The sequence below is a fragment of the Metaplanococcus flavidus genome (genome assembly GCF_042675885.1).
Lineage (GTDB): Bacteria > Bacillota > Bacilli > Bacillales_A > Planococcaceae > Planococcus > Planococcus flavidus.
In genome coordinates this window covers 213606-237205 of the sequence record NZ_JBHTKI010000022.1, presented here as the reverse complement: position 1 = coordinate 237205, position 23600 = coordinate 213606, and the positions used below count along the sequence as shown (strand labels likewise).

The window sequence follows — 23600 nt, the reverse complement described above, 5'->3', positions numbered from 1 at the left end:
GCTTTTCTTTTCGCAAATTTACTTGTCAAGGAACCATTTGAATTACAGAAGCGCTTTACAGCCGCACCGACTGGCTCAAGTTATATCGGTGCGAAAGTTGAGTAAATAAGGGCTAGTAAGAGTTAGTTTTAGAAACGTAATATTTGTTTCTGCTTACAGGAGAATTAAAAAAATTTTTCAATACAATAAAATCAAATTGTTAGGAGGGATTTTTTGTCAACACTCGATATTGAAAATGCAAACGTTGAGGAAGCCGCTGAAACTATATTCAACATTCTAAAAGATAGTATTGGAGTAAATACTTTCTTCATTGCAAAAAATGATGGCTATACAGTCAATGTATTAAAAACTTTCAATCGAACAAAATTATTGCTAGAAGAAGGCTTTCAAATTGACTTTAATCAATCGTATTGAATACATATTATTCAGGGTGGTCGGGAACCGCTCATTATACCAGATTTAAATAAAAACGATCTAACCAAACATATGGAACTCACCAAAGGGTGGGGAGGGGGCTCATTGATTGGTATCCCCATCATTTCAAAGACAGGCAAGAAGTTCGGTACACTATGTGGAATGGACGACAGGTCATTCGATTTTCAAGAAAAAGACGTCTTGTTATTTAGAAGAATGGCTGCATTGCTTACTTACATTTTAGAAGTAGATAATGCTCACCAAGAGGTTTTGAAACTATCTACTCCAATTGTTCTTGTGTCTGCTCGAGTTGGCATTCTTCCAATTATAGGGGATATCAATGCTAAACGAAGTGATCAAATGATGGAAACTATTTTACTAGAAAGCAAAAGGCTTGATTTGGAGCATTTAGTCATCGATTTATCTGGAATTACAGATATTGAACAGTATGCAGCTACTTATTTAATGAGTATAGTGAAAACTTTAAAATTACTTGGCGTTGAAATTGTTTTCTGCGGCATGCGGCCTGACTTAGCTAAAAAAGCAATTTTTATGTATTCAGAATTAAAACAAGCCACATTCTGTTCGAATCTCAGAAGCGGACTTTCTTCTATTGGTTGTAACGTTATAAGTAAATAAGCCATTTCTCTAATTGTAGTCAAGTGACCTAATGGTTATCGCTATTTTCTTCTAAAATTTTATATGAAATTGGACAACTTTTAAACATTAAGTATTATTTTTAGTTCAATGAGTCAATTTCATAAATCGTACTTTTAAAAAAGTGTAGATTGCTCTAGACTATCTAAATGTGCTCTCCAAAGGAACATACGGATGTTGCAGGTGAATTTCGGCCATCTAATAAAAAGAAAGTTTCTTCTACTTTCAAAATCATTTGAAGAGGCAGAAAAGTGGTGGAAGAACAACCGAAATATTTATCAAGCAAAGGAATGTAACATAATAAAAAGTAAGTAACATCTAAAATATAATTTTAACGTCTGCCAAGAAAAATATTGGCGGATTATTGGTTTACATATCATCTGATTATCAGAAGCTTTTCGAAGATAGAAGAGAACAAAGTGATTAATACTTGATTGAAGAGTGTAAAGCTATTTCGGTGCACTACCTCCTCTAGGGTGAGAAGGATGGAGGCCAATTATAGTGATCGGTCTTTTGGAATACCTAAACTTCTATTCTCCGCACACAGTTATATCTTACAAATGCTTTAAAGTAGAGGGAATTTTTTACATTGAAGTTTAGATAATAAATAAATCATTTCTAAATTTGTATGGTGATTTTGCAGAACTGTAGAAGATCTAAAACTGGCAACATCATTTTTGGCAATTTCTTTCTTCCCGCTATGAATGATCTAAATGGCTTCTTCTTACGTTTAATTGAAAAGAACGAGAGGGAGGAGAACACATCATGAATAAAAAAGCAGGGTTATTACTGGCAGGAGCTGCATTGATTTTAGCCGCTTGTGGAGACGATGGAACGCAGCCAAGTGAAGAGCAAAATGACACTGTAGAAGAAACAGAAGTTGTAGAACCAGAAGAGAACACCGAAGAAGAAGCGAGTGAGGAATCGGCGGAAGAAACAGAAGAAGCAGAAGAAACAACTGAAGTACAGGACGCGGAACAAGTGCCGGAAGCCATGAACGGAGAAGCTTCGGAACTTTTGTCAAAAGGTGAAAAGACCAGCTTTGTATTCAATGAAATAGGAGAGTTTTCCATCTTTTGTGAACCCCACCCGGTCATGAAAATGACGGTCGTGGTGGAAGAAGGAGCCGAACTGTCCGGAGAAGTGGACCTGGATATTGCCGATTATGAATTTAGTGAAGAGACAATCGTCGTTGCTCCGGGCACGGTTATTACCTGGACCAATCAAGACCTGGCTCAACACAATGTTGCTTTTAAATAAAAGATTACTATCTAGCATTCTGTGCGTTAATTCGTCAAAAAGTTAAAACAAATACAGCCAGTCACTCAAAGTCAAGAAGATGATGCAAACTTAACCTCGAATGAAGGTCACTTGAGCCAGTGACACATTCGGGGTTTAAAGTTTTGTTCTCAAGTATGCACCATTTTGTGAAAGAAGTTGCGTCTTTTTGATGATGAAGTTCCAAAACGCCTTCTTTTATAATTGAGCTTGCGTTTTTGACAAAAAAAGAAAGAGCTGGTGTTTTGCTCTTTCTAAAGAATGGCAGAAGGTTGGAAATGTGGGTGACCTGCCAAAGGCATTTGTCAATTCATTGATGTCGTATCAACCAATGCGGCTTCTACAATGTAGCGATCAGGTGCTGAACCGATGAAATTGAAGGGGTAGCACGTCGTGAGCGTCAGCGTCGGTTCCGTTTTCCCGACGATAACGGAGCGATCCTCCGCATCTGTTATCCAAGTTTTCTTAATTTCATATTCGTACTGGATGTTTTCAAATTGGACATACATGCGGGCGCCAAGCTCCAACTCCCCGAGCCCCCGGAATACCGTGTCCCGGTGACCGGATAGCACCGTGTGTCTTAGACCATCCGGCGGAGTGGTGAAGTTTCCAGGATGATAACCCACCCCTAGCATCAGGGTTTCCTCGTCCGTTCCCCAGTAAATCGGATATTTCATATCAAGACCCGGAATCAGCAGCCAGCCGACTTCGGCTCCTTTTTCATATTCTGCATAATCACGTAGAATCGGTTCTTCCCTCTTTTTAGCAGCTGGAGACGATGGTATTTTCTCTTCGGAAGTAGTTGCTGCCGGTTCGCTTCTGTTGTCAGGTAGGGAAAGGGACTCGGTGGTTTTCGGATCCGACTTTTCGTCTTCGGCATTGGTGATAATATCATTTTTGCCAATGGCTTCCTGACCAGAAGAGGTTCCGGCTAACCACAAATAACCGTTCCAGCCGGCGAAAAGAAATCCCGTTAAAATCAACATCGAAGCCATCTTTCTTCGCATAATCTGCCACTCCTTTAAAAATCCGTAGTATAGATGCCCATTCCCGTTTCAGCCACTTTATAATCTTTAACAAAATGGTTTTTAGTATTATATATAGTTAAATATACTTAAAATTCAGAAAAAATGAGAGAGCGTAAAATATCTTGTGTAAATGAATAAATAGAAAAAGGAAGACCTTTTCTTGTAGAATTAAGTCACCACAACCAATTCACAGAAAAGAGGCCTTCCCTATGACTCAGTTTACAACAGATATTATGCAAGCTCTAGTAAAAAAAGAAGACATTTCCGAAGTTTTCCGTATGCACCTGGAGACGGCGGTCAATACGCTCCTCCAAACAGAACTTACGGCTTTTCTGGATTATGAAAAGTACGATCGCATCGGCTTCAATTCGGGTAACTCCCGCAACGGTTCCTACACGCGGACACTCCATACGGAGTACGGAGACTTGGAGCTATCGATGCCGCGGGACCGGAATGGTGAATTCAACCAACAGACGATCGCTCCATACAAGCGCTCGAACGATACGCTGGAGTCCTTCGTCATCCACATGTTCCAGAAAGGCGTCACGATGTCCGAAATCTCGGATCTGATCGAGAAGATGTACGGCCATCACTACACGCCTCAAACCATTTCCAATATGACCAAAGCGATGAGCGAACAGGTGGAGGCGTTCAAAGCCCGCCCGCTATGTGTGCGTCTATTTGGATGCGACCTATATTCCCCTCAAGCGCGATACCGTATCCAAGGAAGCCGTCTATATTGCGGTCGGCATCCGGGAGGACGGTTCGAAAGAAGTGCTGGCCTATACAGTAGCGCCCACGGAATCCGCATTCGTTTGGGAAGAAGTCCTATTGGACTTAAAAGAGCGCGGTGTCGAAGAGGTGCTTCTGTATATCTCCGACGGCTTGAAAGGCATCACCGATCGCATCTTCGCGGTCTTTCCGGATGCCAAGTATCAGGCGTGCTGCGTCCATTTGTCGCGTGGCATTGCCCACAAAGTCCGCGTCACCGATCGGAAGGAGATTCTCGATGACTTCAAATCGGTCTACCGGGCAGAGAGCCGAGAACTGGGCGAAGAGGCGCTGAAAGCCTTTAGCGACAAATGGAAAACGGCCTACCCCAAAGTGACGAAATCGTTGGAAGCGAATCCCTATATCTTCACCTTCTACGACTTCCCAAAACCCATTTGGCGAAGCATTTATTCGACGAATCTGATCGAGTCGTTCAACAAGAAAGTGAAGAAATACAGCAAACGCAAGGAGCAATTTCCGAACGAAGATTCCTTGGACCGCTTCCTGGTTTCCCAATTCGAAATCTACAACCAGAACTTCTCCACCCGTTGCCATATCGGATTCGATCAAGCTCGCGCAGAGCTGGCTGAGATGTTCAAACAGGCTTAATGGACATACATACAAGAAAAGGATTTACTTATTTACACATAATTCTTGACGGTCTCCCCTTTCTGTTTATGCTACTACTAATAAGTGATGAAATGTAAATCAAAAATATTTATAAATAGAAGACTGGCTATTTTTTGAAAGCAACTTAATTTGTCATTAGGTTACTTCGAATCAAAAGAAAACAACAACTTGCTAAAATGAAGTATCATCAAGGAATTGCGAGAATTTGCTAACGAATGAACGCCAATTCTCTCTCAGCGAGGGCATCCTTTAACCATTGAGGGTGCATTCTCAGTAAGTCTTTCGGTAAGTTTTGTGGTTCAAAAAACTTTATTTCTAGTGACTCGGAAGAATTACAACGCAGGTCGCCGCCAGTGATTTCAGCAAGAAAACAAGTTGTGATAAAATGTACTACTCGGCCATTGGGATAAGCAAATACCTGCGAGTCAGGATCAGAGTACACCCCAATTAGCTTTATAATTTTTACATCTAAATTAGTTTCCTCCTTCACCTCTCTGATAGCTGCTTCAGAAACTGTTTCGCCTATTTCTATATGTCCTGAAGGAATACCCCATAACTTTACATCTGACCTTTTCTGCAACAAAACCTGTTTTTCCTCGTTTAAGATAATAACTGCAACGCCAGCTGTTAAATCATCAATTCTTCTCATCCTTTCAACCTCCTTAAAATAATAAAAAGGCCCGAAGAGAAAGAATTCAACGCATACCAAATACGTTGAACCTTTCCCCTCGGACCTTTTATGTCAATAGGTGCCTTTTACATATAGCAAAAGATGCAGCCCTCGGTCACTGACCTATCTACTTTAGATAGCGGAACCCTAGCTGCAATTTTCCAGTTCAGTTTTAGTATACAGCTTAGACTTTGAAGATAAAAGATATTCTTTTCCTAAATATTCTTAATTTTAAGGGTATCACTTCCCAAGTTCAGTGGGAGTGATCGAAATCGATCTTCGAGGGAAGCACTCCTTTTGATTCGTGGCCACCATCAACGTGACTTCATCTAAAATATACCTTGTATTAAGAACATGCTAACCGTTCGTAAAAGTACACCTTTACGAACAATAAAAGAGCAACGGGTTACTGTATAACCGCTGCTCTTCCGATGTTTTAAGATTTTTCTTAGAAAATATTCCTTAAATTGAAAGTGGAAAAACTAATTCACTAACACCCTCTGTGGCTCCTGTGTATTACTTAGGTTAGAATTTCACATCCTCGAGTTTGTCTCCATGGGACTCATATCCCTTCAAGTACTTAATCCGCCGCTGTACAGCTGTTTCACCTACTTGTTCGTCAGCGTGATAGGATGAACGCACCATTGGTCCAGCTTCGCAATGTTTAAAGCCTTTCTCGAGCGCGATTTTTTTCAATTCCGCAAATTCATCCGGATGGTAATATCGCTCCACATTTAAATGTTTACGGGTTGGCTGAAGATATTGGCCAAGCGTTAATATATTCACATTATGCTCAAGAAGGTCATCCATTGCCTGCAGGATCTCTTCCTTCGTTTCACCAAGCCCGACCATCAAGCTCGATTTTGTAGGGACATGTGGAGCAATTTCTTTCACACGTGCCAATAATTTTAGCGAACGATCATATGTCGCTTTTGCCCTTACCCTCTTCGTGAGGCGTCGGACTGTTTCGATATTGTGATTGAAAATATCCGGTTGGCTATCCATTAATGTATGCAGGCTTTCATAGTCGCCTTTCATATCCGAGGGCAGTATTTCTATCGTGGTACCAGGCATTCTTCTGCGGATTGCACGCACTGTTTCTGCAAATACTGCTGCACCGCCATCATTTAAATCGTCCCGTGCAACTGCTGTTACCACCACGTGCTTGAGCTCCATGATTTCCGTCGATTCCGCGACCCGTTCCGGCTCTCCCCAGTCAAGTTCATTTGGAATCCCTGTTTTTACTGCACAAAATCGACAAGCTCGTGTGCATGTATCGCCCAAAATCATAAATGTTGCAGTCCGCCGCTCACTCCAGCACTCGTGAATATTCGGACACTTTGCCTCTTCGCATACTGTATTCAATTTCTTCTCGCGCATCAGACTTTTCAAGTCGGTATAGGTTTTATTCGTATTTAATTTAACTTTCAGCCATTCAGGCTTACGGACGTAATCGTTTTTTTGGGTCATGGTGTTTACTCCCCTTTTCCTTCTCGTATGTAATTCCATTCCTCACTTGCGTACTTCTTCTCAAGTTCGTATACTTCGCTCAACAACTCGTTCGGCGGTTCAAATGCTTTTAATCGAATACCAAGTCCTTTTTCGAACCCAGCTCGAAAAGCAGTTTTTACTTCTTCTAAGTTCGCAGGCTTTGGCAGTAAATCATTGATAGCAACAGCCTTGGTGCGGAAGGCAGTACGAGCTTTTTCTTTCATACATTCATCCGGATAAACAAACAGTTCAAATAGCTTTCGTTCGTCCATATTTAAAGGAATAGAACCATGTTGAAGGATGACTCCTTTTTTGCGAGTTTGAGCGCTGCCGGCTGCTTTTTTCCCTTTTACGGTCAATTCATACCAGGACGGTTCCTCAAAGCATACAGCCGATCTAGATAACCTTTTTCTCACAGGATGTGCAAGTTCCGCTTCAACCCCCAAAAATCGGTACCCTTCTATTAATCCTTTGGATAGGATAAGATAAGCTTCTTTTACTGTCTTTGGCATAACTGGATGAGCTTCTGATATCAGGATACTGTAAGTAAGTTCTTGATCATGAAAGACTGCCTTTCCACCTGTTTGTCTGCGGACAAGCGGGATTCCATACTTTTCAGCATTTTCGATATCGATATTGTCTTTCACTTTTTGAAAGAAACCCACTGAGATACCAGCTGGCGACCAGCTATAAAATCGCAACACGGGCGGGATGTCTCCTCTACTATGCCAGTTCAGCAAAGCTTCATCCATGGCCATATTAAAGGCCGGCGTACCAGAACCTGAATCGATGTATAGCCATGTTTCGTTCATGTTCTTCTCCTCTCTGCTAGGCTAATGCCGATTGTTTTTCCTCGGTTTTTGCACAAAAAAACACCGCTCTCCATGAAAGGAAGCAGTGTATGCGGATTTTCTATTAGCATACGCGCCACTTCCCTACGCTGGCATGGTCCAGATCAGGTTCAAAGGGTTTGAGTAAATACTCATCTCAGTTAAATAACACCCCTAGTGATTATATTTAAGTTAACCTCAATGTATAGTTTGCAGAAATTGATGTCAAGTCGAAGTTGCAAGTTCCCAATCATAAAAATTCAGCCAGAATGATGCTTGAATATTTTTCTAGCGCTTGTTAGATCATTCTGGTTTTTGATTTAAAGCAATTGCCCCCTTTTTTTCTTGCCTTCAAAAATTTATTCAGATAATGCAGTACTATTTAATTGCATCAAAAATTCACAATATATCATGCTGGAATAAATAGGGTTTTATAAATAAAAACTTTCGTAAAATATACTTAAGTGAACAAACTATGCGTTACGTTAACTATTCATTGATTAATTTACACATAATTATTTTCCGTCTCTTCCTTTTTCTATTTATTCATTTACACAAGATATTTTACGCTCTCAGAAAGAGGGAAAGAAGAGTCGGAACAAAACCCTTCTTCTTTCTCTTTTTATGTATGTTGTATTCTTATTAAGGATTACAATAGCTAACCTAAAGTGCTTTTTTGTCTTCTAAATATAAAAGACCAGCGGATTTCAAACGATGTCTTACTGAGATTCCAATCCAAGCGGCAAGCACAGCTTTAATAAGGCCGACTAAAATGAATGGGACAAATCCACCCATTAATGCTCCGGTCCACGAAAGATTGGCGAAAATCTTCAACCAGGCAGTTCCCACAGTCAATACCATAAACATACCGATGACATTGGCAATTATGGCATTGATAAACGTAAAACTCGTTTTTTCGAGATAATAACCAATACTGAAAGCGGTCGGAATAAAACCGACTAGATATCCGCCGGTCGGTCCGAATAAGCTACCGAGTCCACCTGACATTTGAGCAAAAACAGGGATGCCAACTGCACCCAACCCCAAATAAACTACAACAGATAAAGTTCCGTATTTGGCCCCTAAAATTGTTGCGGCCAAACCGATTGCAAGTGTTTGTCCTGTGATCGGGACTAAAGGCAGTGGGATTGTCACCTGTGCCAGTATTCCGATGATTGCTGCAAATAAAGCTGTAATAATCATCATTCTCAATTTGAAATTAGATTCTGTCATTTTATCCTCCCTCAATTGTGTTAACCTTATTTAAATAAAGGTTAACTTATATGGTATCATAGTTCTTATAATGACTAGATAAATATTTCTAGAGGTGTTAGGCTGTTTGTAGATATACTAAAAAACTGAATAATTAAAGCACTAGGGGAGTCCATTAGACTGAGACGGATATAATCCGGACCCTTTGAACCTGATCTAGTTGAGACTAGCGTAGGGAAGTGGTTACTGTATGCTGTTTCTATTAGGGATACTATAAAACCACTCCGACGTCGGGGTGGTTCTTTTTATTTAGTAGCGTTGTTATCAGGCGTTGAATTTCAAGGCACCTATAAAGGAGGCAAAAATGAAAACAGGGGAACTGCATCTAATCTCTACGGGCAATCAAAGGACCGAGGAACTAGCAGACATTCTTAGTCAAATTCATCCTTATATAGATTTTATCCATCTGCGGGAAAAAGCGAGAAGTGCTAAAGATATATACCAATTGATCCAACTATTGATCGATAAAAAAGTTCCACGTTCAAAAATAGTTATGAATGACCGTATCGATGTGGCAATGGCTGCAAATATCAATTCCATTCAACTGGCTTCAAACTCATTGCCAGTCGAACTTGTAAAAAAAACGTTTCCGCATGTAAAAGCGGGGTGTTCTATCCACTCCGCTGAGGAAGCACGATTAGCAGAAAAAAATGGAGCTGATTTTTTATTTTTTGGCCATATCTATCCGACACAATCGAAGCTAGGTCTATCCCCTAGAGGAATTGAACACCTGAGAATCATAGTTGAGTCAGTCGATATACCAGTGATTGCCATTGGTGGAATTACTCCGAACCTTACGCCCGAAGTAGTTAAAGCTGGAGCGAAGGGGATTGCTGTGATGTCGGGGGTGTTGGAAGACGCAGATCCTTTAAAGACCGTACAGTCGTATCGGACGTCTTTGACAAAGGAATGAGGATATTCGTAACAGTTTGGAGGAAGGTTAGTGAACAAAACATATGATGCCATTCTAGTGGGTGGCGGAGTGAATGGTGGCGCCATCGCATATAACTTGGCAAAAGAAGGATTAAAGGTTTTGCTTTTGGAAAAAGATCGTTTTGCGAGTAAAGCGTCTGGAGCTGCGGCTGGGATGTTGGGTGCACAAGTGGAATTTGACGGTGTAGGTCCGCTTTTTCAGTTGGCAAAGAAGAGCAGGGCGATGTTTAGTGGAATTGCTGAAGAATTGAAGATGCTCAGTGGAATCGATATTGAATTAAAAAATCAGGGCATTTTAAAAGTTGCTTTAACTGAAACGCAACAAACCAACCAAGTAAGGGATGCCCGAATCTATGAGAAGAACGGGGAGGGCGCGCAACTGCTCACAGTCGAGGAAACAAGGAATAGAGAGCCTTCATTAACAAAGGAAATCATGGGAGGTATGTATCTTGAACGAGACGGGCAAGTAGCAGCATCTCGATTAACATGGGGATTTATCAAATCTGCATCTGAACTCGGCTCGGTATTGAAAGAACATGTAGAAGTTTCTTCTTTTTATTTCTCTGAAGGAAAAGTGACAGGTGTAGCCACTAGTGAGGGGGATTTTTTCAGCAACAAAGTGGTGGTGACTGGAGGAGCTTGGAGCGAAAAATTATTGAAGGCTACAGGATTGTCCCTGGAAGCTTATCCGGTAAAGGGAGAATGCTTTTCTGTAAAGTCGGAAACACCCCTATTGGCCGGACCTGTTTTTTCAGAAGGCTGTTATCTTGTCCCGAAAGAAGGTGGACGAATTGTCGTAGGAGCAACAGTCATACCTTATACCTTTAACCAACAAGTCACTTTAGAAGGGCTTTCCTCATTGGTTAAGAAGGCTGAAAGTCTCGTCCCTTCTATAGTTACAGCCGAATGGGAAAGGGCGTGGGCTGGGATTCGGCCACAGACTGCTGATGGGCTGCCTTATTTAGGTGAACACCCGGCTTATCAAGGACTGTACATCGCGACTGGGCATTTCAGGAATGGGATTTTACTATCTCCAATTACTGGAAAAGTGATGGCCGAGCTAATTGTGGGAACCCGCCCTTCCATTGATATAAACCCATTTCATGTAAATCGAAAAATCTTAAACAGAAACGTCAAGAGGTGGAGTAAATGAAGTTAACAGTAAATGGAACCCAAGTGGACGTACCAAATGGAACAACAACTATAGTGGACCTGTTGCAGTATTTTGAATTGAATCAGAAAGTTATAATTGTTGAAAGAAACAATGAAATACTGGAGAAAGCAAAACATAATGAAACTCTTCTTTCTCAAGGAGATAAAATCGAATTAGTTCATTTTGTAGGAGGCGGATAACATGTTGAGAATAAATAATTTTGAGTATTCTTCCCGAGTATTGCTGGGAACGGGAAAGTATCCTGACTTTGATACCCAAAAAGCAGCGATTGATGTTTCGGGTACTGAGATTTTAACTTTTTCCGTTCGGAGAATGAATATTTTTGAAGCCAGCCAACCCAACCTCCTTGAAAAGTTGGATTTGGCAAAATACTCGTTACTGCCCAACACAGCGGGAGCAAAGAGTGCTGAGGAAGCAGTCCGAATTGCGAAATTAGCTCGAGCATCGGGTCTTTGTGACATGATAAAAGTGGAAGTTATCGGCTGTGAAAAAACTTTGCTGCCCGATCCTATTGAAACACTGAAAGCATCTGAAGAACTGCTAAAAGAAGGATTTACCGTTTTACCGTATACATCGGATGATGTGTTGCTCGCAAGACGGCTTGAAGAATTAGGTTGTCATGCTATTATGCCTGGCGCCTCTCCCATTGGCTCGGGTCAGGGAATTATCAACCGTTTAAACTTATCATATATTATTGAACAGACAACTGTTCCTGTCATTGTCGATGCAGGGATTGGAACACCTTCTGATGCGGCCATTGCAATGGAATTGGGGGCAGCAGGAGTCTTATTGAACACGGCAGTATCCGGGGCGAAAGATCCCATAAAAATGGCTCTTGCAATGAAGCTTTCAATCCAAGCAGGAAGACTCGGGTATGAGGCTGGACGTATACCGATAAGGCGATATGCTACGCCGAGTAGTCCGGTGGAAGAGATGAGCCACAAGTGAACGAAAGATACTCACGACAGGAACTTTTTGAACCGATTGGGATAGCGGGACAAAAGAAATTAAAGAAGAAGCATGTTTTAATTGTCGGTGCAGGAGCATTAGGTGCCGGCAGTGCAGAAATGCTGGTTAGAGCAGGGATAGGAAAACTCACCATCGTTGACCGGGATTATGTGGAATGGAGCAATCTTCAGCGACAACAGCTATATACGGAAAAGGATGCAGAACAACGAATTCCAAAAGCGGTGGCAGCTAAGAGCCGTTTAATGCTGGTCAATTCTGATGTAGAGATTATTAGTCATACCATGGATGTTTCAGTGAAAGAAATGACAACGCTGGTAAATGGAATCGATTTGATTTTAGATGCAAGTGATAATTTCGATATCAGAATGATCATAAATGACATTTCTCAAAAAGAACGAATTCCTTGGATTTATAGTGCCTGTGTAGGCAGTTATGGACTCTCTTATACAATTGTTCCAGATAGCACACCCTGTTTAAATTGTCTGCTTGAGGCTGTGCCTATGGAAGGATTGACCTGTGATACTGTTGGCATCATCAGTCCCGCTGTTCAAATGGTTCTTTCAATCCAGATAGCAGAGGCACTGAAAATTTTAGTGGAAGATTCAACTCAGTTAAGGAAAAAGCTTGTCTCATTCGACCTCTGGAAAAACCATTATTCATCTATTGATGTGGGGAAGTTATGGGACAAGGATTGTCCTTCTTGTGGAAAAAATCGGACATACCCTTATCTTTCTTACTCGTCCCAGTTAAAAACTGCTGTTTTATGCGGAAGAGACACCGTTCAAATCCGGCCTCCTCATCCAGTGGATAGAGATTTAGGAAAGCTGAGCACAGTTTTATCGAAGCTTGGAAGGGAAGTCTTTCGTAATCCCTATTTGCTCTCTTTTACAACGAGCGACTGTCGTCTAGTTGTTTTTAATGACGGCCGTGTTTTAATCCACGGCACAAAGAGCATCGACAAAGCTAAAAGTTTATATCACCGATATTTAAGCTAATGTTTTTTTAAAAATGTTTTCGTCTGATTGGACTGAACTACTCTAACTTTTTGAAGCCAGGATATTAATAATCTATTTAGACAGGTTCTTTTTATAAAGAGATGAATACTTTAAAAGAACTAGAGCTCAAACTTAAGAAATTGAAGTAATAATGAAAAAGTAAATTTTATGTAAATTATATATTAAATTTGGGTATTTATTGATTTTAATTGTTTATATAATCACTAATTGGAAATTAAAGGAATGACGGAAGAAAAAGGAGGGAGGACAATGTTTGATTCAGGGATTGAATTAGGGGTTGTACTGTTTCTGTTTATTTATGCCTTGGTTGTTTCTTTCATGCTCATTTCAAAAAAAAGAAAAAACTAGGAGGAATATTCATTATGTCAATCAAACCTTTTGAAAAAGTTCTGATGCTAGCAATAGCAGCTATTCTCGTTGTCTCTTCTGCATTTAGTTCCGTAGGTGCTGTCAATGCTGGAACTTCAATGTTTGAAAAAGGAACATCGATGTCGAGCAAAATGAGTTTAATCAAATCAGAAATGCGTTAAAAAATACAGAAGAGTATCAGGCATACAAAGAGAACACCAAAATTAACTCAATTTCAAAAGGTGACATAATTATCAACACAGTAGATGGTTCCAAAGGCTATATTGCATATATTGAATTCGTGTTTGGAGGACTTGCGAAAACAAGTGATAACCTCGCATACGTTCAATTCACATATGATGTAAAAAATGGGGATGTACTGACGGATCAAGCGGTCTATGCAGAAAATATAGACCAAGGAAAAATACGCATCAATGCCTTCTAAAACTTGGACGGGAATCAAACCGAAATTTCCGACATTACCGTCGATACAGCAGGGACGATTTTTTACGAAAAGGGTTTGATGCTTAGCCACGATGATTTTGTCGCTTCTGCAGAACATTAGATTCAGCAGGCCGGAAAGAACGCAGACGAATTTGGAGCTTATGCTTCTTTTTGTGAATATGCAGTTGGGGCGCTGTGCGGTACCGGTGGAGGCGTGTTGTGTTATGCTGCAGCGGGTGCTCTGGGAATCACTACAGGGATTGGCGGTTTAGGCTTAGCGGCTGTCTGTGCTTTGATAGGCAGTGTCGGCTGTACAGCTGCGACAGATCAAATTTGTAATTGATCCGTTCCAAAGTAGTTGAATACAACAAAGAAAGAGTAGCAGATGCTACTCTTTTTGAGGGGTACCGAAGCTCAAACGCTTCCATCTCCTTTTACGAGCGCCTTTATTTTTAAAATTAGTCAGCAATCTTCACTTTCAGCCAATATATTTAAGGAGAAATAATAATGAAAGTTCGAAATGGAACTTTAAATTAGAAAGTGCTTTTGTGTATATAAGTCAATTATAAAATACAAAATGTGCAAAAGAAAAAACAAACTACAATACATCGAGTTTAAAGTGATAGCTTTTATAAAATGAAAGCGCAGCAGATTCGGTTCGATTTATTGTTACAGTTTCTTGTCTCATATAAATAATGACAGTAGAGTGAAGTGACCGGTTGTAATTATTTAATCCTTATGATAGAACTAAAGTAACAATAAAACTTCATTGCACAATTGCTCTAGGGGAGCTGTTTAAAGCTGAGAAAGACATTCGTCTTGACCCTTATTCACCTGATCTAGTTAATACTAGCGGAGGGAAGAGATGGCAGAAGAATTTTGTCTCCACATGAGGCTTAACCTTTTATAGTCATTTACACTTCTTTCCTATGGGGAAGAAGTGTTTTTTTGTGGAGGAAATCATATCGAAAGGAGAATTAAACTTCTTGCAAAACAATCAGTTGCTTCAAGTAATCAAAGAAATCGAGTTAAAAAAAGATGAATTGATTGATCTTACTAAACAACTTATCTCTTTTCAAACTCCGGCACCGCCTGCTCGCAACACAGCTGAAGCACAAGGGTGGATTGAACAGTATTTAGTAAGCCAAGCATTTGCAACAGATCGATGGGATGTGTATCCGGGAGATCCAAACATCGTTGGTGTGAAAAAAGGGACTGAAAGAAAGTCTTTTCAAAGCTTGATCATCAATGGACATATTGATGTGGCCGAAGTGAGGCCGGAAGAAGTATGGAAAACGGATCCCTTCACGGCGGAAGTTGTAAACGATCGAATTATAGGCCGAGGTGTTGCCGATATGAAGGGAGGAATGGCTGCTGCGTTATTTGTCCTTAAACTTTTTCATGAACAAGGCATCGAATTGCCGGGCGACCTTATTTTTCAATCAGTTATAGGAGAAGAGGTTGGTGAAGCTGGCACCCTACAGTGTTGCGAAAGGGGCTACCAGGCGGATTTTGCGGTTGTAGTTGATACAAGTGATCTGCAGATCCAAGGGCAGGGCGGGGTGATCACCGGTTGGGTGGTCATTAAAGATCCGAAAGTTTATCATGATGCCATGCGCAGGCAGATGATTCACGCAGGTGGCGGTCTTTCGCAAGGAGCAAGCGCTATTGAAAAAATGATGATTATCATTGAAAGTCTGCAGAAGTTAGAGCGTCATTGGGCGGTTTCAAAAAGCTATCCGGGTTATCCTCCAGGAACAAATACGATTAATCCGGCTGTGATTGAAGGAGGAAGGCATGCCGCTTTTATCGCGGACGAGTGCCGGCTCTGGATCACCGTACATTTTTATCCGAATGAGTCCTATGAAACTGTAAGCAAAGAAATTGAAGAACATCTTTTAAATGCTGCAAAAGCGGATTCTTGGCTAAAAGAACATCCACCAACTTTTATATGGGGTGGGCATTCCATGATAGAAGATAGAGGCGAGGTCTTTCCAGCTTTTGAAGTGAATCCGGAACATATAGGCGTAAAGACTTTAGCAGCTTCACACCAACATTTATTTTCAGAAAAGGCTGTAATCGGTGTGTCCACGACTGTTACCGATGGCGGGTGGCTTGCAGAAGCAGGCATCCCGACAGTCTTGTATGGACCGGGGCAGTTGATAGAAGCCCATAGCATTAACGAGTCCATTGAGATACAAGAGTTGGTGAATTTCTCTAAAGTTATGGCGCATTTTATTTTTACTTGGTGCCATACGAAAAAGCAGGCAGAGTGAGGAGAGATCAACGTGAAATTTAGCGGAAAATTACATACAACCCTTCAACCCATTTGGAGAAACAACCACAATCACCCTTTTGTAGTCGAAATGGGGAAGGGGTCTCTTGATAAAGAAAAGTTTCGGTTCTTCATGGTTCAAGATTATCTTTACTTGATAGAGTATGCAAAGTTGTTTGCGATTGGTGCAACCAAGTCACAGGATGTTAAAACAATGGGACAATTTGCCAAGTTACTGGATGCCACTATGAACGAAGAGATGGCATTGCACCGCCAGTATGCGGAACGTTTTGGGGTTAGCGAAAAGGAACTGGAGGAAGCTTCCCCCTCCCCTGTGACACTTGCTTATACCCATTATATGCTTCACGTGGGACAGAGCGGCAGTGTAAGTGAATTGGTAGCAGCATTGCTTCCATGTGCATGGAGTTACCGTGAAATCGGCAGAGAGCTTGCGGCCATTCCAGGTGCAGCCGATCACCCACTATATGGTGAGTGGATCCGAATGTATAGTTCGGATGAATTTGGCCAAACAGCGCAGTGGTGCATCGATTTGCTGGACGAATTGACGGCCGGAAAACCAGAAAATGAACTAGCAAAGCTTGAAGAAATCTTTTTGACTACTACGAGGTTTGAATATTTATTTTGGGATATGGCTTATCACAAAACGATGTGGCCTGTAAGTGAGTAAGGCGTTGTTGGAAGTCAATAACTTAAATTTTCATTATGGGAAAGAAGAAATTTTTAAAGATTTGTCTTTTTCGATTCAAAACCAAGAGTTTATAAGTGTGGTCGGTCCAAGTGGGTCAGGGAAAACGACATTATTCAGATTGCTGTTGGGGTTGGAAGAACCAACTAAGGGGGATTTGCTCCTCAGGGGTCAGGTCATTAAATTACGCGATGGAAACATAGGTTATGTGCCGCAAAAAGACCTTCTAATACCTTGGCGCACCATTATTGATAATGTCATTCTGCCGCTAGAACTAAAGGGGATTCATAAGAAAGAGGCTTATGAAAAAGCTGCACCTCTTTTTGTTTCATTTGGATTAGACGGAACAGAAACGTTATTTCCGAGTATGCTTTCGGGCGGAATGAAGCAAAGGGTCTCCTTTATGCGGGCCTACTTAACTGGAGCAGATATTTTGCTGCTTGATGAACCCTTCAGTGCACTTGATGCGATTTCCAGATTAGCCATGCAAGAATGGTTATTGGAACAATGGAAATTATTGAAGAAGACTATCATTTTGATTACGCACGATCTGGATGAAGCATTGCTTATGTCAGACCGTATTTTTGTTACTACCCTTCCGCCGATGACAAAATTGAAAGAAGTGCAGATCTCCCTTAGCAGACCTAGAACGATGGAGGATGTCATGAACGATTCATCTCTTCTTTCAGCCAAAAGGGAGTTGATTCAGCAATTTCGCAAGGAAGGTGAAATTTTTGATAAAAGAATCAAGTGAGCGGGCTAAAATGTTATGAAACGGTTCATTGAACAATATTACTTACTGTCTATGGGCGTCTTTCTATTATTTCTATTGACTTGGGAATTTATTGCAAAAACCATAGACCGCGCCTTTGTTCTTCCTTCGCCTATACAAGTGGGCGTGCGGCTTTGGGAGCTAAGGGAAACACTGCTTCTCGTGCATATGCCGGCGACAGTTTCAATTATTGTAGTGGGGCTTATTCTTTCAGTATTGCTCGGTGTAGGACTGGCTTCTTGGATGTTTTGGAATAAAACGGCTGAACGCGCTTTTTATCCCTTGCTAATCGCATCTCAGACAATTCCAATCATCGCTCTAGCCCCTATTTTTGTTTTATGGTTTGGCTATACGATGTGGAGTAAAGTGGCAGTTACGGTATTAATAACTTTTTTCCCCATCACCGTCAATACATTTGATGGTTTAAACTCTGCAAGCAAAGAACTTCGGGAATTAATGTTGACTATGGGCGCAACGAAAAAAGAGATTTTTCTAAAGCTGTCGATACCATCTGCGCTGCCTTCTTTTTTTTCGGGGTTAAGAGTGGCAGTAACCCTTAGCGTCATTGGAGCCGCAATAGGAGAGTGGCTTGGCGCCCAGCAAGGGCTCGGTTATTTCAGTCGAAGAATGATGACGCAATTTGACGGCGCAGGTGTATTCGCCCCGATTGTATTGCTCTCGTTAACAGGGATATTGTTATTTGTATTAGTTGTTGTATTAGAAAAATGGCTATTAAAATGGGGGAATGAAACATGATATACAGGAACAAACGATTGAACAGTATATTTATAGGTGCGCTTTTCGGAATTAGCATAATTCTGAGCGGATGCGGGAGTGAAAGCGGGGAAGCAAAGGAAGAAAATGCACAAATAGATCTGATGCTCGACTGGTATCCAAACGCAGTCCATAGTTACCTATATGTAGCCGAGGAAAAAGGCTTCTTTGAAGAGCAGGGATTGGATGTAAATCTTCATTTCCCAACTAATCCAACAGATCCGATTAACATGGTGGCATCTGGGCAGATGACATTGGGAATCACCTATCAGCCGGACGTAATCACAGCGAGAGCAAATCAAGGCATAAACATTAAATCAGTAGCAGCCATCGTTCGATCGCCTTTAAATCACGTGGTGATGTTGGAGAATAGTGAAATGGAGAGCCCTGCAGATTTAGAAGGGATGAAGGTAGGCTACCCTGGAATCCCTCTTAATGAAGCGTTGATTAAAACAATGGTAAGCGAGGCTGGAGGGAATCCGGAAGAAGTGGAAATGATTGATGTTGGTTTCGAGCTTGGATCTTCCTTGGTGAGCAAAAAAGTGGATGCAGTTGTAGGTGCATATATAAACCATGAGGTACCTTTACTTGCCAGTAAAGGAGTTGAAACAAAAACATTGAATCCAGAGAAGTATGGTGTTCCTCCTTATTATGAGTTAGTGCTCGTGACGAACGATGAAAACTGGGAAGGGAAAGAAGAAGAGATCCGCGCTTTTTGGAAAGCGGCATCGAAAGGGTATGAATGGATGGCTGAACATCCGACGGAAGCAGTGGAATTATTGCTGAAGAATCAAGATGAGGCTAACTTCCCTTTAGCAAAAGAGGTTGAAGACGAAAGTATGGCGATCTTGCTACCAAGAATGAAAGCGGATGAAGGGTTTGGCAGCCAAAGTAAGGAAGACTGGAAGAACGTTGCAGATTGGATGTTGGAAAGGGAGCTAATAGAAGAGTTACCAGATTTAGATTTGATATTTGAAAATTTACTTGAAGAAGAATCATAAAATAAAAAGCTGCGAAAAATTAAGAGATTACAATACTGAAGCTCCATGAACATAAAGAGAGAAGAGGCATTTCAAGAGTTCTAATGTAACATATGAGGGGTTATAGGAAGGGAGGGAGTGAGCTATATTACTTCTTCCCTTCTTTTGTTCGTTTAAGTGTACTTTTACGAACGGTTTGAAGACTTGTTCATTCTATTATTCTTAATTGGTAAGGGAATGAGATCGTCAAGAATTATGTGTGAATAGATAGATCCTTAAAACAGATTACCTGGCTTATATTTAAAAGAGAAATACATATTGAGGTAATTAATAATTATGAGTGTCCGCAAACTCAAACTTTGTGGAAATGATAGTGGGAAAATAACGTGAGCCGCAGTGAGAATCTAGTGGTTGCAATAATACTAAGGAAAGGGTTGCAGCTAAGTAGCTGCAACCCTTTCTATTTCAGGAAATCACTTCTCTAAACCGGCAATTCCGAAAGCGCCTGGTCCCGCGTGTGTAGAAATGACGGCTCCAGCCTCAATCCACCTAATATTCCGGAATCCGTTTTCTTCGGCCATTTCACTGATTCGTTGTTGAATGTTTTCATCAAGTCCAAGCGTATAAAGAAAATAGAGATAGTCCCGTTCAATATCATACTGTTTTAAATAGTCTTGGAACAACTTTACAGCTACCCTGTTCATGTGTCCCCGGTACTTTTTGGTGGATACCAGTTTCCCGTCAATCAGTTCAATCAGCGGTTTGATTTTCAGCAGTGATCCGCTGATATAGGCGGCATTCGAAACCCGGCCGCCAGCGCGCAGAAAGTCCAGGCTGCCCGGAATGAACGACAGGCGCGATTTTGGCACCGCTACTTCAATCTCCGCAATCAGTTCTGCAGGTTCGATATCCGGTTTATCTTTTAGCAGGCGCCCGGCATGCAGCACGACAGCCGCGAGCCCGCCCGATACATTCAGGGCGTCAATCAAGAAAATATCATCAAAATCTTCAACAGCCAATACCGCATTCTGGAAAGACGATGAAGCCCTTGATGTGTAGCCGATATGAATAATGACGCAATCGGGAATATCCCTTTTGATTCCAGCGAAAAAATCCGTGTACTCATTGGTATTCGTGGAAGTGGTCGATGGGATCTTTTTCGTCCGTCTGTAGTAGTCATAGATTTTTTCGACAGGGAGGAATCCATCCAAATAATCGGTCCCTTCCATGATGACGTGCATCGGGATGATTTGGAAATTGTAGACTTGAGCTAAATCGGTCGGTATATCTGCTCCGCTTTCGGTTGAAAAAATAATCTTTGTCATAATCTATCTCCTTTGCTTTTTAACTTTCCGTATCAGCATGAATATCAATGGCTCTTTTCTTTTTGACGATGCATCTCTCTGGTTCCATTTCGCTCTCTGCATTTAGAAGCATTCCTGCTTTTTCAGCCGCAGTCTCCATGTCTTCCATTTGTGTCATTCCTTTCGTACTTCATTCTTAACTGGGCTCACACGATGCACTTTCCTGGAACAAGCTTTGAACATTACCTCTGAGTGGCCTATATGAACATTAGAATTGGTCTTCTTACTCCTGGCATTTCGCAAGGAACGCTTCCGTTTCCGGTGCTGCCTGCATCACACGCGTTTCCATCAGTTGCTGAACTTTTTCAACCATGACACGGCCAACTCCTTCCCCTCGAAAAGATGGATTAACCGAAGCATAACGGACGATAAAAGATTGTTCGTCCACTTCAATTTCAATCAGACCGACAAAGCCTTCTCCTTTTTTCCAAAACTACAGCTGCCAGTTTTTGTTTTCTTCATACGACCGCAAGGTTTTCTGCAATTGTTTTAATTGATGCTCTCCAGGCATGAATGATAACAAGTCCATGGTGATTTTTTCATAGGTTCATGATCAGAATCCTCATCTCCATCACCAGATTCTTCTCATCTTCTTCTCTTGTAATTCCCTTTAGTTAGCGAGCGCAAACGAATTTCTATGCAGGTCTTCTAATGATCCGCGAGCGTAGAATATTGTCTTTAACTATAAAAAAGTAAAATCTGCTGCTCAAAATCCAGCAGTCAGATATTACCTTTCTTAAAAATATCTTCTACAGTTATTCCTTAGCAGATAATTTTTCGCTTAATACTAACTGAGTTAACACATGACGGCTTATAGCAAGGAACAGAAGTGATGGATTTGACTTCTTTCCTTCCTTTTGTTCGTTTAAGTGTACTTTTGTGAACGATTTATAAAACAAGCTCTCATTAGAATGGTGTCCCTATAATTCCATCTTCCCTATTTTGTAGGGGCTAGGCCGGTTTTTTATAGAAGAAAAGTAAACTCCCTTTCGCGTTTACCTGCGGAATTATTAGGGTAAAACTTGAAAAATATAATTAATCCTGTGAGCTGAACCGGATGAAGCATATAATTCCGAAGTATAAAATGAGAGGCAGCACTACCGAAGTTCTAAAGGAAGGCTACCGCTATATCCCGAATCACATGAAGAAGTTAGGGACTGATATTTTTCAGACACGGCTTTTGGGTCAGAAATCAATTGTAATGACCGGACTGAAAGCAATGGAAAGAACAGTAGAGGTTCTGCTATAAATAGCTTAATACAGGAAAGCAGGAATCCCTCCCGCAATTGGACGAAGCAAGACGGCTAAAAAATTATAAGCCGCTTGTCATTTCGATGTTTCAGCTATCCTTGGCCTCTCACTTGGTAGGGGACAGAGAGAGGGAAGATATTGTATTCATTGGAAAGGACATTGTATAATTCAACGTTCAGTAATCAGGTGTTCGCCAATTCAGAGATAAGGAGAGATCAGGATGACTGCAAAGTTAATGAATGGCCGATCAGCTTTGCTGGTCGGCTCTCTGGCGGCTATTGGAGGATATTGTGCTTACATACAAAAAGTTGAAAAGCGCAGCGTCAGAAGTAAAATGGCTGAAATTACGATTGGAAAGTCTCCTGCCAAGAACGTGATGAGCGATCCGGATAAATTCAATTGGTTTATCCAGGAGAAACGGGAAAAAAGCTACACATCCTATTCCATTCCGATATCCATGAAAATGAAGGCGGACGTCCGCAAAACGAAAACCGACGGGATGCCGGTTTATTCAGTACGTTCACATACCCGGCCGGCAACGGTCAATAGCCATAAACGCCATGTGTTCTACATACCTGGCGGCGGGTATGTAATGCAGCCGCATAAAAGACACTGGCGCTTCCTCCGAAAACTGGCTAAGGAGGCTGGATGGGACAGCACAGTCCCCATTTATCCGACAGTGCCGAACCATACCTATGAAGAAAGCTTCCGGAAAGTCCTTGCACAGTATAAGAAGCTGCTGCTGGAAGTGCCTGCGGAAAAAATCGTGCTGATGGGTGATTCAGCGGGTGGCGGGTTTGCACTTGCCATTGCACAACAACTAAAAAAAGAAGGACTGCCGCAGCCGGGCGATTTGGTGCTCTTGTCCCCTTGGCTCGATGCAAGCATGAGTGATCCAAGACAAATTGAGCTGGAAAAAATAGACCCTTATCTTTCCAGATATGGACTGAAGAAGCTCGGGGATTTGTGGGCGGGTCCGCGGGGAGATTCAGGAAATCCGTTTGTCAGTCCGATCAACGGGGACCTCCGTGGACTGGCACAGATTACGGTATTGACCGGTACCCATACACTGCTGCTGACAGATGCGAGGAACCTGAAAGATCGGATGGCAAGAGCAGGAGTAGATATCCAATACTATGAGTATCCAAAGATGACCCATGGATTCATGCTTTATCCACTAATCCCTGAAGCTGATGCCGCAGTAAACCAGCTGATTTCAGCAGTCAATCGCCAGTAAAGGATTGATCAGATTCCTATAAGCATGAGCACTCGCTGGATCAGGTCGGTGCCATTGAGATCCAGTTTGGACAAGGGATATTCGGCGGCGCTGCCACTGATTCAACGCCTCAAGAAGAAGTGTCCGGTGCGCCTATCCAAAAGGAACCGATTTCAGCCGGGTGACCCAGAAAGAGATCCTGGACTTTCTCTTGGTATTCAATCAAGTACCCCGGAAAGTACTGAATTACAATACGCCATTTGAGGTATTCATGAATTTCTTGCCACGTTCGACTTGAGTTGACAATTTACATCAATAAAAGAGCCCTCCTTTTGAT

General features: G+C 41.6%; 23 protein-coding genes, 4 pseudogenes and 3 riboswitches. Of the genes and pseudogenes, 20 read left to right on the top strand and 7 right to left on the bottom strand.

The annotated features are described in order from the left end of the window. Window positions 1-213: 213 nt before the first annotated feature. The 3 genes from ACFQ1X_RS14690 to ACFQ1X_RS14680 all read left to right on the top strand — a co-directional run bounded on the left by ACFQ1X_RS14690 (window position 214) and on the right by ACFQ1X_RS14680 (window position 2331). Window positions 214-414: a hypothetical protein gene (locus ACFQ1X_RS14690; RefSeq protein WP_144838648.1), complete on the top strand. Its 201-nt coding sequence runs from the start codon at window positions 214-216 to the stop codon at window positions 412-414. Further along, a complete protein-coding gene (locus tag ACFQ1X_RS14685) occupies window positions 415-1053 on the top strand; it encodes an STAS domain-containing protein (RefSeq protein WP_379083203.1) in 639 nt (212 codons plus the stop codon). 783 nt (window positions 1054-1836) lie between these two features. Beyond that, window positions 1837-2331 (top strand): plastocyanin/azurin family copper-binding protein, encoded by a 495-nt coding sequence (locus tag ACFQ1X_RS14680; protein WP_144838644.1) that lies wholly within the window; start codon window positions 1837-1839, stop codon window positions 2329-2331. A gap of 323 nt (window positions 2332-2654) precedes the next feature. On the opposite strand, the gene ACFQ1X_RS14675 is transcribed toward ACFQ1X_RS14680, so the two are convergent. Then, window positions 2655-3356 carry a class D sortase gene (locus ACFQ1X_RS14675; RefSeq protein WP_144838642.1) on the bottom strand — a complete coding sequence of 234 codons (702 nt, stop codon included), beginning with the start codon at window positions 3354-3356 and terminating at the stop codon, window positions 2655-2657. A 230-nt stretch (window positions 3357-3586) separates the two neighbouring features. On the opposite strand from ACFQ1X_RS14675, the pseudogene ACFQ1X_RS14670 reads away from it, so the two are divergent. Then, a pseudogene (locus tag ACFQ1X_RS14670) lies at window positions 3587-4757 on the top strand (IS256 family transposase). 229 nt (window positions 4758-4986) lie between these two features. Here the strand turns inward: ACFQ1X_RS14670 and ACFQ1X_RS14665 are convergent. The 4 genes from ACFQ1X_RS14665 to ACFQ1X_RS14650 all read right to left on the bottom strand — a co-directional run bounded on the left by ACFQ1X_RS14665 (window position 4987) and on the right by ACFQ1X_RS14650 (window position 9002). Next, window positions 4987-5427, bottom strand: a complete 441-nt coding sequence (locus ACFQ1X_RS14665) for an NUDIX domain-containing protein (protein ID WP_144838640.1) — start codon at window positions 5425-5427, stop codon at window positions 4987-4989. A 546-nt stretch (window positions 5428-5973) separates the two neighbouring features. Further along, window positions 5974-6918: a lipoyl synthase gene (gene lipA, locus ACFQ1X_RS14660; protein WP_144838638.1), complete on the bottom strand. Its 945-nt coding sequence runs from the start codon at window positions 6916-6918 to the stop codon at window positions 5974-5976. 5 nt (window positions 6919-6923) lie between these two features. After that, complete coding sequence (locus ACFQ1X_RS14655; protein WP_144838636.1) at window positions 6924-7751, bottom strand: lipoate--protein ligase family protein; 828 nt, start codon at window positions 7749-7751, stop codon at window positions 6924-6926. Between the two features lie 103 nt (window positions 7752-7854). Next, a riboswitch (TPP riboswitch) is annotated at window positions 7855-7955 on the bottom strand. Between the two features lie 477 nt (window positions 7956-8432). After that, on the bottom strand, window positions 8433-9002 hold the full coding sequence (locus tag ACFQ1X_RS14650; protein ID WP_144838634.1) for a biotin transporter BioY: 570 nt from the start codon (window positions 9000-9002) through the stop codon (window positions 8433-8435). A gap of 133 nt (window positions 9003-9135) precedes the next feature. Then, window positions 9136-9236, top strand: a riboswitch (TPP riboswitch). A gap of 109 nt (window positions 9237-9345) precedes the next feature. On the opposite strand from ACFQ1X_RS14650, the gene tenI reads away from it, so the two are divergent. The 13 genes and pseudogenes from tenI (at window position 9346) to ACFQ1X_RS14585 (ending at window position 19453) form a co-directional block, all read left to right on the top strand. Next, the gene (gene tenI / locus ACFQ1X_RS14645; protein ID WP_144838632.1) at window positions 9346-9954 is read left to right on the top strand and encodes a thiazole tautomerase TenI; all 609 of its coding nucleotides are present in this window, start codon (window positions 9346-9348) and stop codon (window positions 9952-9954) included. Between the two features lie 30 nt (window positions 9955-9984). After that, window positions 9985-11127: a glycine oxidase ThiO gene (gene thiO, locus ACFQ1X_RS14640; RefSeq protein WP_144838630.1), complete on the top strand. Its 1143-nt coding sequence runs from the start codon at window positions 9985-9987 to the stop codon at window positions 11125-11127. Next, entirely contained in the window at window positions 11124-11327 is a 204-nt protein-coding gene (gene thiS, locus ACFQ1X_RS14635) for a sulfur carrier protein ThiS (RefSeq protein WP_144838628.1), read from the top strand. Before thiO ends, thiS begins: the two co-directional genes overlap by 4 nt. A 1-nt stretch (window position 11328) precedes the next feature. Continuing rightward, window positions 11329-12096: a thiazole synthase gene (locus ACFQ1X_RS14630; protein WP_144838626.1), complete on the top strand. Its 768-nt coding sequence runs from the start codon at window positions 11329-11331 to the stop codon at window positions 12094-12096. Next, complete coding sequence (locus ACFQ1X_RS14625; RefSeq protein WP_144838624.1) at window positions 12093-13112, top strand: MoeB/ThiF family adenylyltransferase; 1020 nt, start codon at window positions 12093-12095, stop codon at window positions 13110-13112. Before ACFQ1X_RS14630 ends, ACFQ1X_RS14625 begins: the two co-directional genes overlap by 4 nt. A gap of 383 nt (window positions 13113-13495) precedes the next feature. After that, window positions 13496-13663 (top strand): hypothetical protein, encoded by a 168-nt coding sequence (locus ACFQ1X_RS14620; RefSeq protein ID WP_379083179.1) that lies wholly within the window; start codon window positions 13496-13498, stop codon window positions 13661-13663. A 354-nt stretch (window positions 13664-14017) separates the two neighbouring features. Further along, window positions 14018-14176: pseudogene (locus ACFQ1X_RS14615) on the top strand (hypothetical protein); the annotation flags it as partial. Continuing rightward, window positions 14104-14268: pseudogene (locus tag ACFQ1X_RS14610) on the top strand (halocin C8-like domain-containing protein); the annotation flags it as partial. The pseudogenes ACFQ1X_RS14615 and ACFQ1X_RS14610, both read left to right, overlap by 73 nt. A gap of 431 nt (window positions 14269-14699) precedes the next feature. After that, window positions 14700-14803, top strand: a riboswitch (TPP riboswitch). 72 nt (window positions 14804-14875) lie between these two features. Beyond that, complete coding sequence (locus ACFQ1X_RS14605) at window positions 14876-16201, top strand: acetylornithine deacetylase (RefSeq protein WP_379083176.1); 1326 nt, start codon at window positions 14876-14878, stop codon at window positions 16199-16201. Between the two features lie 12 nt (window positions 16202-16213). Then, window positions 16214-16888: a thiaminase II gene (gene tenA / locus ACFQ1X_RS14600; RefSeq protein ID WP_144838620.1), complete on the top strand. Its 675-nt coding sequence runs from the start codon at window positions 16214-16216 to the stop codon at window positions 16886-16888. After that, a complete protein-coding gene (locus ACFQ1X_RS14595) occupies window positions 16881-17660 on the top strand; it encodes an ABC transporter ATP-binding protein (RefSeq protein WP_144838618.1) in 780 nt (259 codons plus the stop codon). Before tenA ends, ACFQ1X_RS14595 begins: the two co-directional genes overlap by 8 nt. A gap of 15 nt (window positions 17661-17675) precedes the next feature. Then, window positions 17676-18434, top strand: a complete 759-nt coding sequence (locus ACFQ1X_RS14590) for an ABC transporter permease (protein WP_211655512.1) — start codon at window positions 17676-17678, stop codon at window positions 18432-18434. Further along, entirely contained in the window at window positions 18431-19453 is a 1023-nt protein-coding gene (locus tag ACFQ1X_RS14585) for an ABC transporter substrate-binding protein (RefSeq protein ID WP_144838616.1), read from the top strand. The genes ACFQ1X_RS14590 and ACFQ1X_RS14585 overlap by 4 nt, the downstream gene beginning before the upstream one ends. A 452-nt stretch (window positions 19454-19905) precedes the next feature. On the opposite strand, the gene ACFQ1X_RS14580 is transcribed toward ACFQ1X_RS14585, so the two are convergent. Together ACFQ1X_RS14580 and ACFQ1X_RS14575 are read right to left on the bottom strand one after the other, a co-directional pair. Beyond that, a complete protein-coding gene (locus ACFQ1X_RS14580) occupies window positions 19906-20757 on the bottom strand; it encodes a DegV family protein (RefSeq protein WP_144838614.1) in 852 nt (283 codons plus the stop codon). Between the two features lie 19 nt (window positions 20758-20776). Next, window positions 20777-20914 (bottom strand): hypothetical protein, encoded by a 138-nt coding sequence (locus ACFQ1X_RS14575; protein ID WP_379083170.1) that lies wholly within the window; start codon window positions 20912-20914, stop codon window positions 20777-20779. A gap of 939 nt (window positions 20915-21853) precedes the next feature. Between ACFQ1X_RS14575 and ACFQ1X_RS14570 the strand changes: the two genes are divergently transcribed. The 3 genes and pseudogenes from ACFQ1X_RS14570 to ACFQ1X_RS16530 all read left to right on the top strand — a co-directional run. After that, the gene (locus ACFQ1X_RS14570; RefSeq protein ID WP_144838612.1) at window positions 21854-22045 is read left to right on the top strand and encodes a hypothetical protein; all 192 of its coding nucleotides are present in this window, start codon (window positions 21854-21856) and stop codon (window positions 22043-22045) included. Between the two features lie 222 nt (window positions 22046-22267). Next, window positions 22268-23284 (top strand): alpha/beta hydrolase, encoded by a 1017-nt coding sequence (locus ACFQ1X_RS14565; RefSeq protein ID WP_144838610.1) that lies wholly within the window; start codon window positions 22268-22270, stop codon window positions 23282-23284. 121 nt (window positions 23285-23405) lie between these two features. Beyond that, window positions 23406-23561: pseudogene (locus ACFQ1X_RS16530) on the top strand (IS30 family transposase); the annotation flags it as partial. Between the last annotated feature and the right edge of the window lie 39 nt (window positions 23562-23600).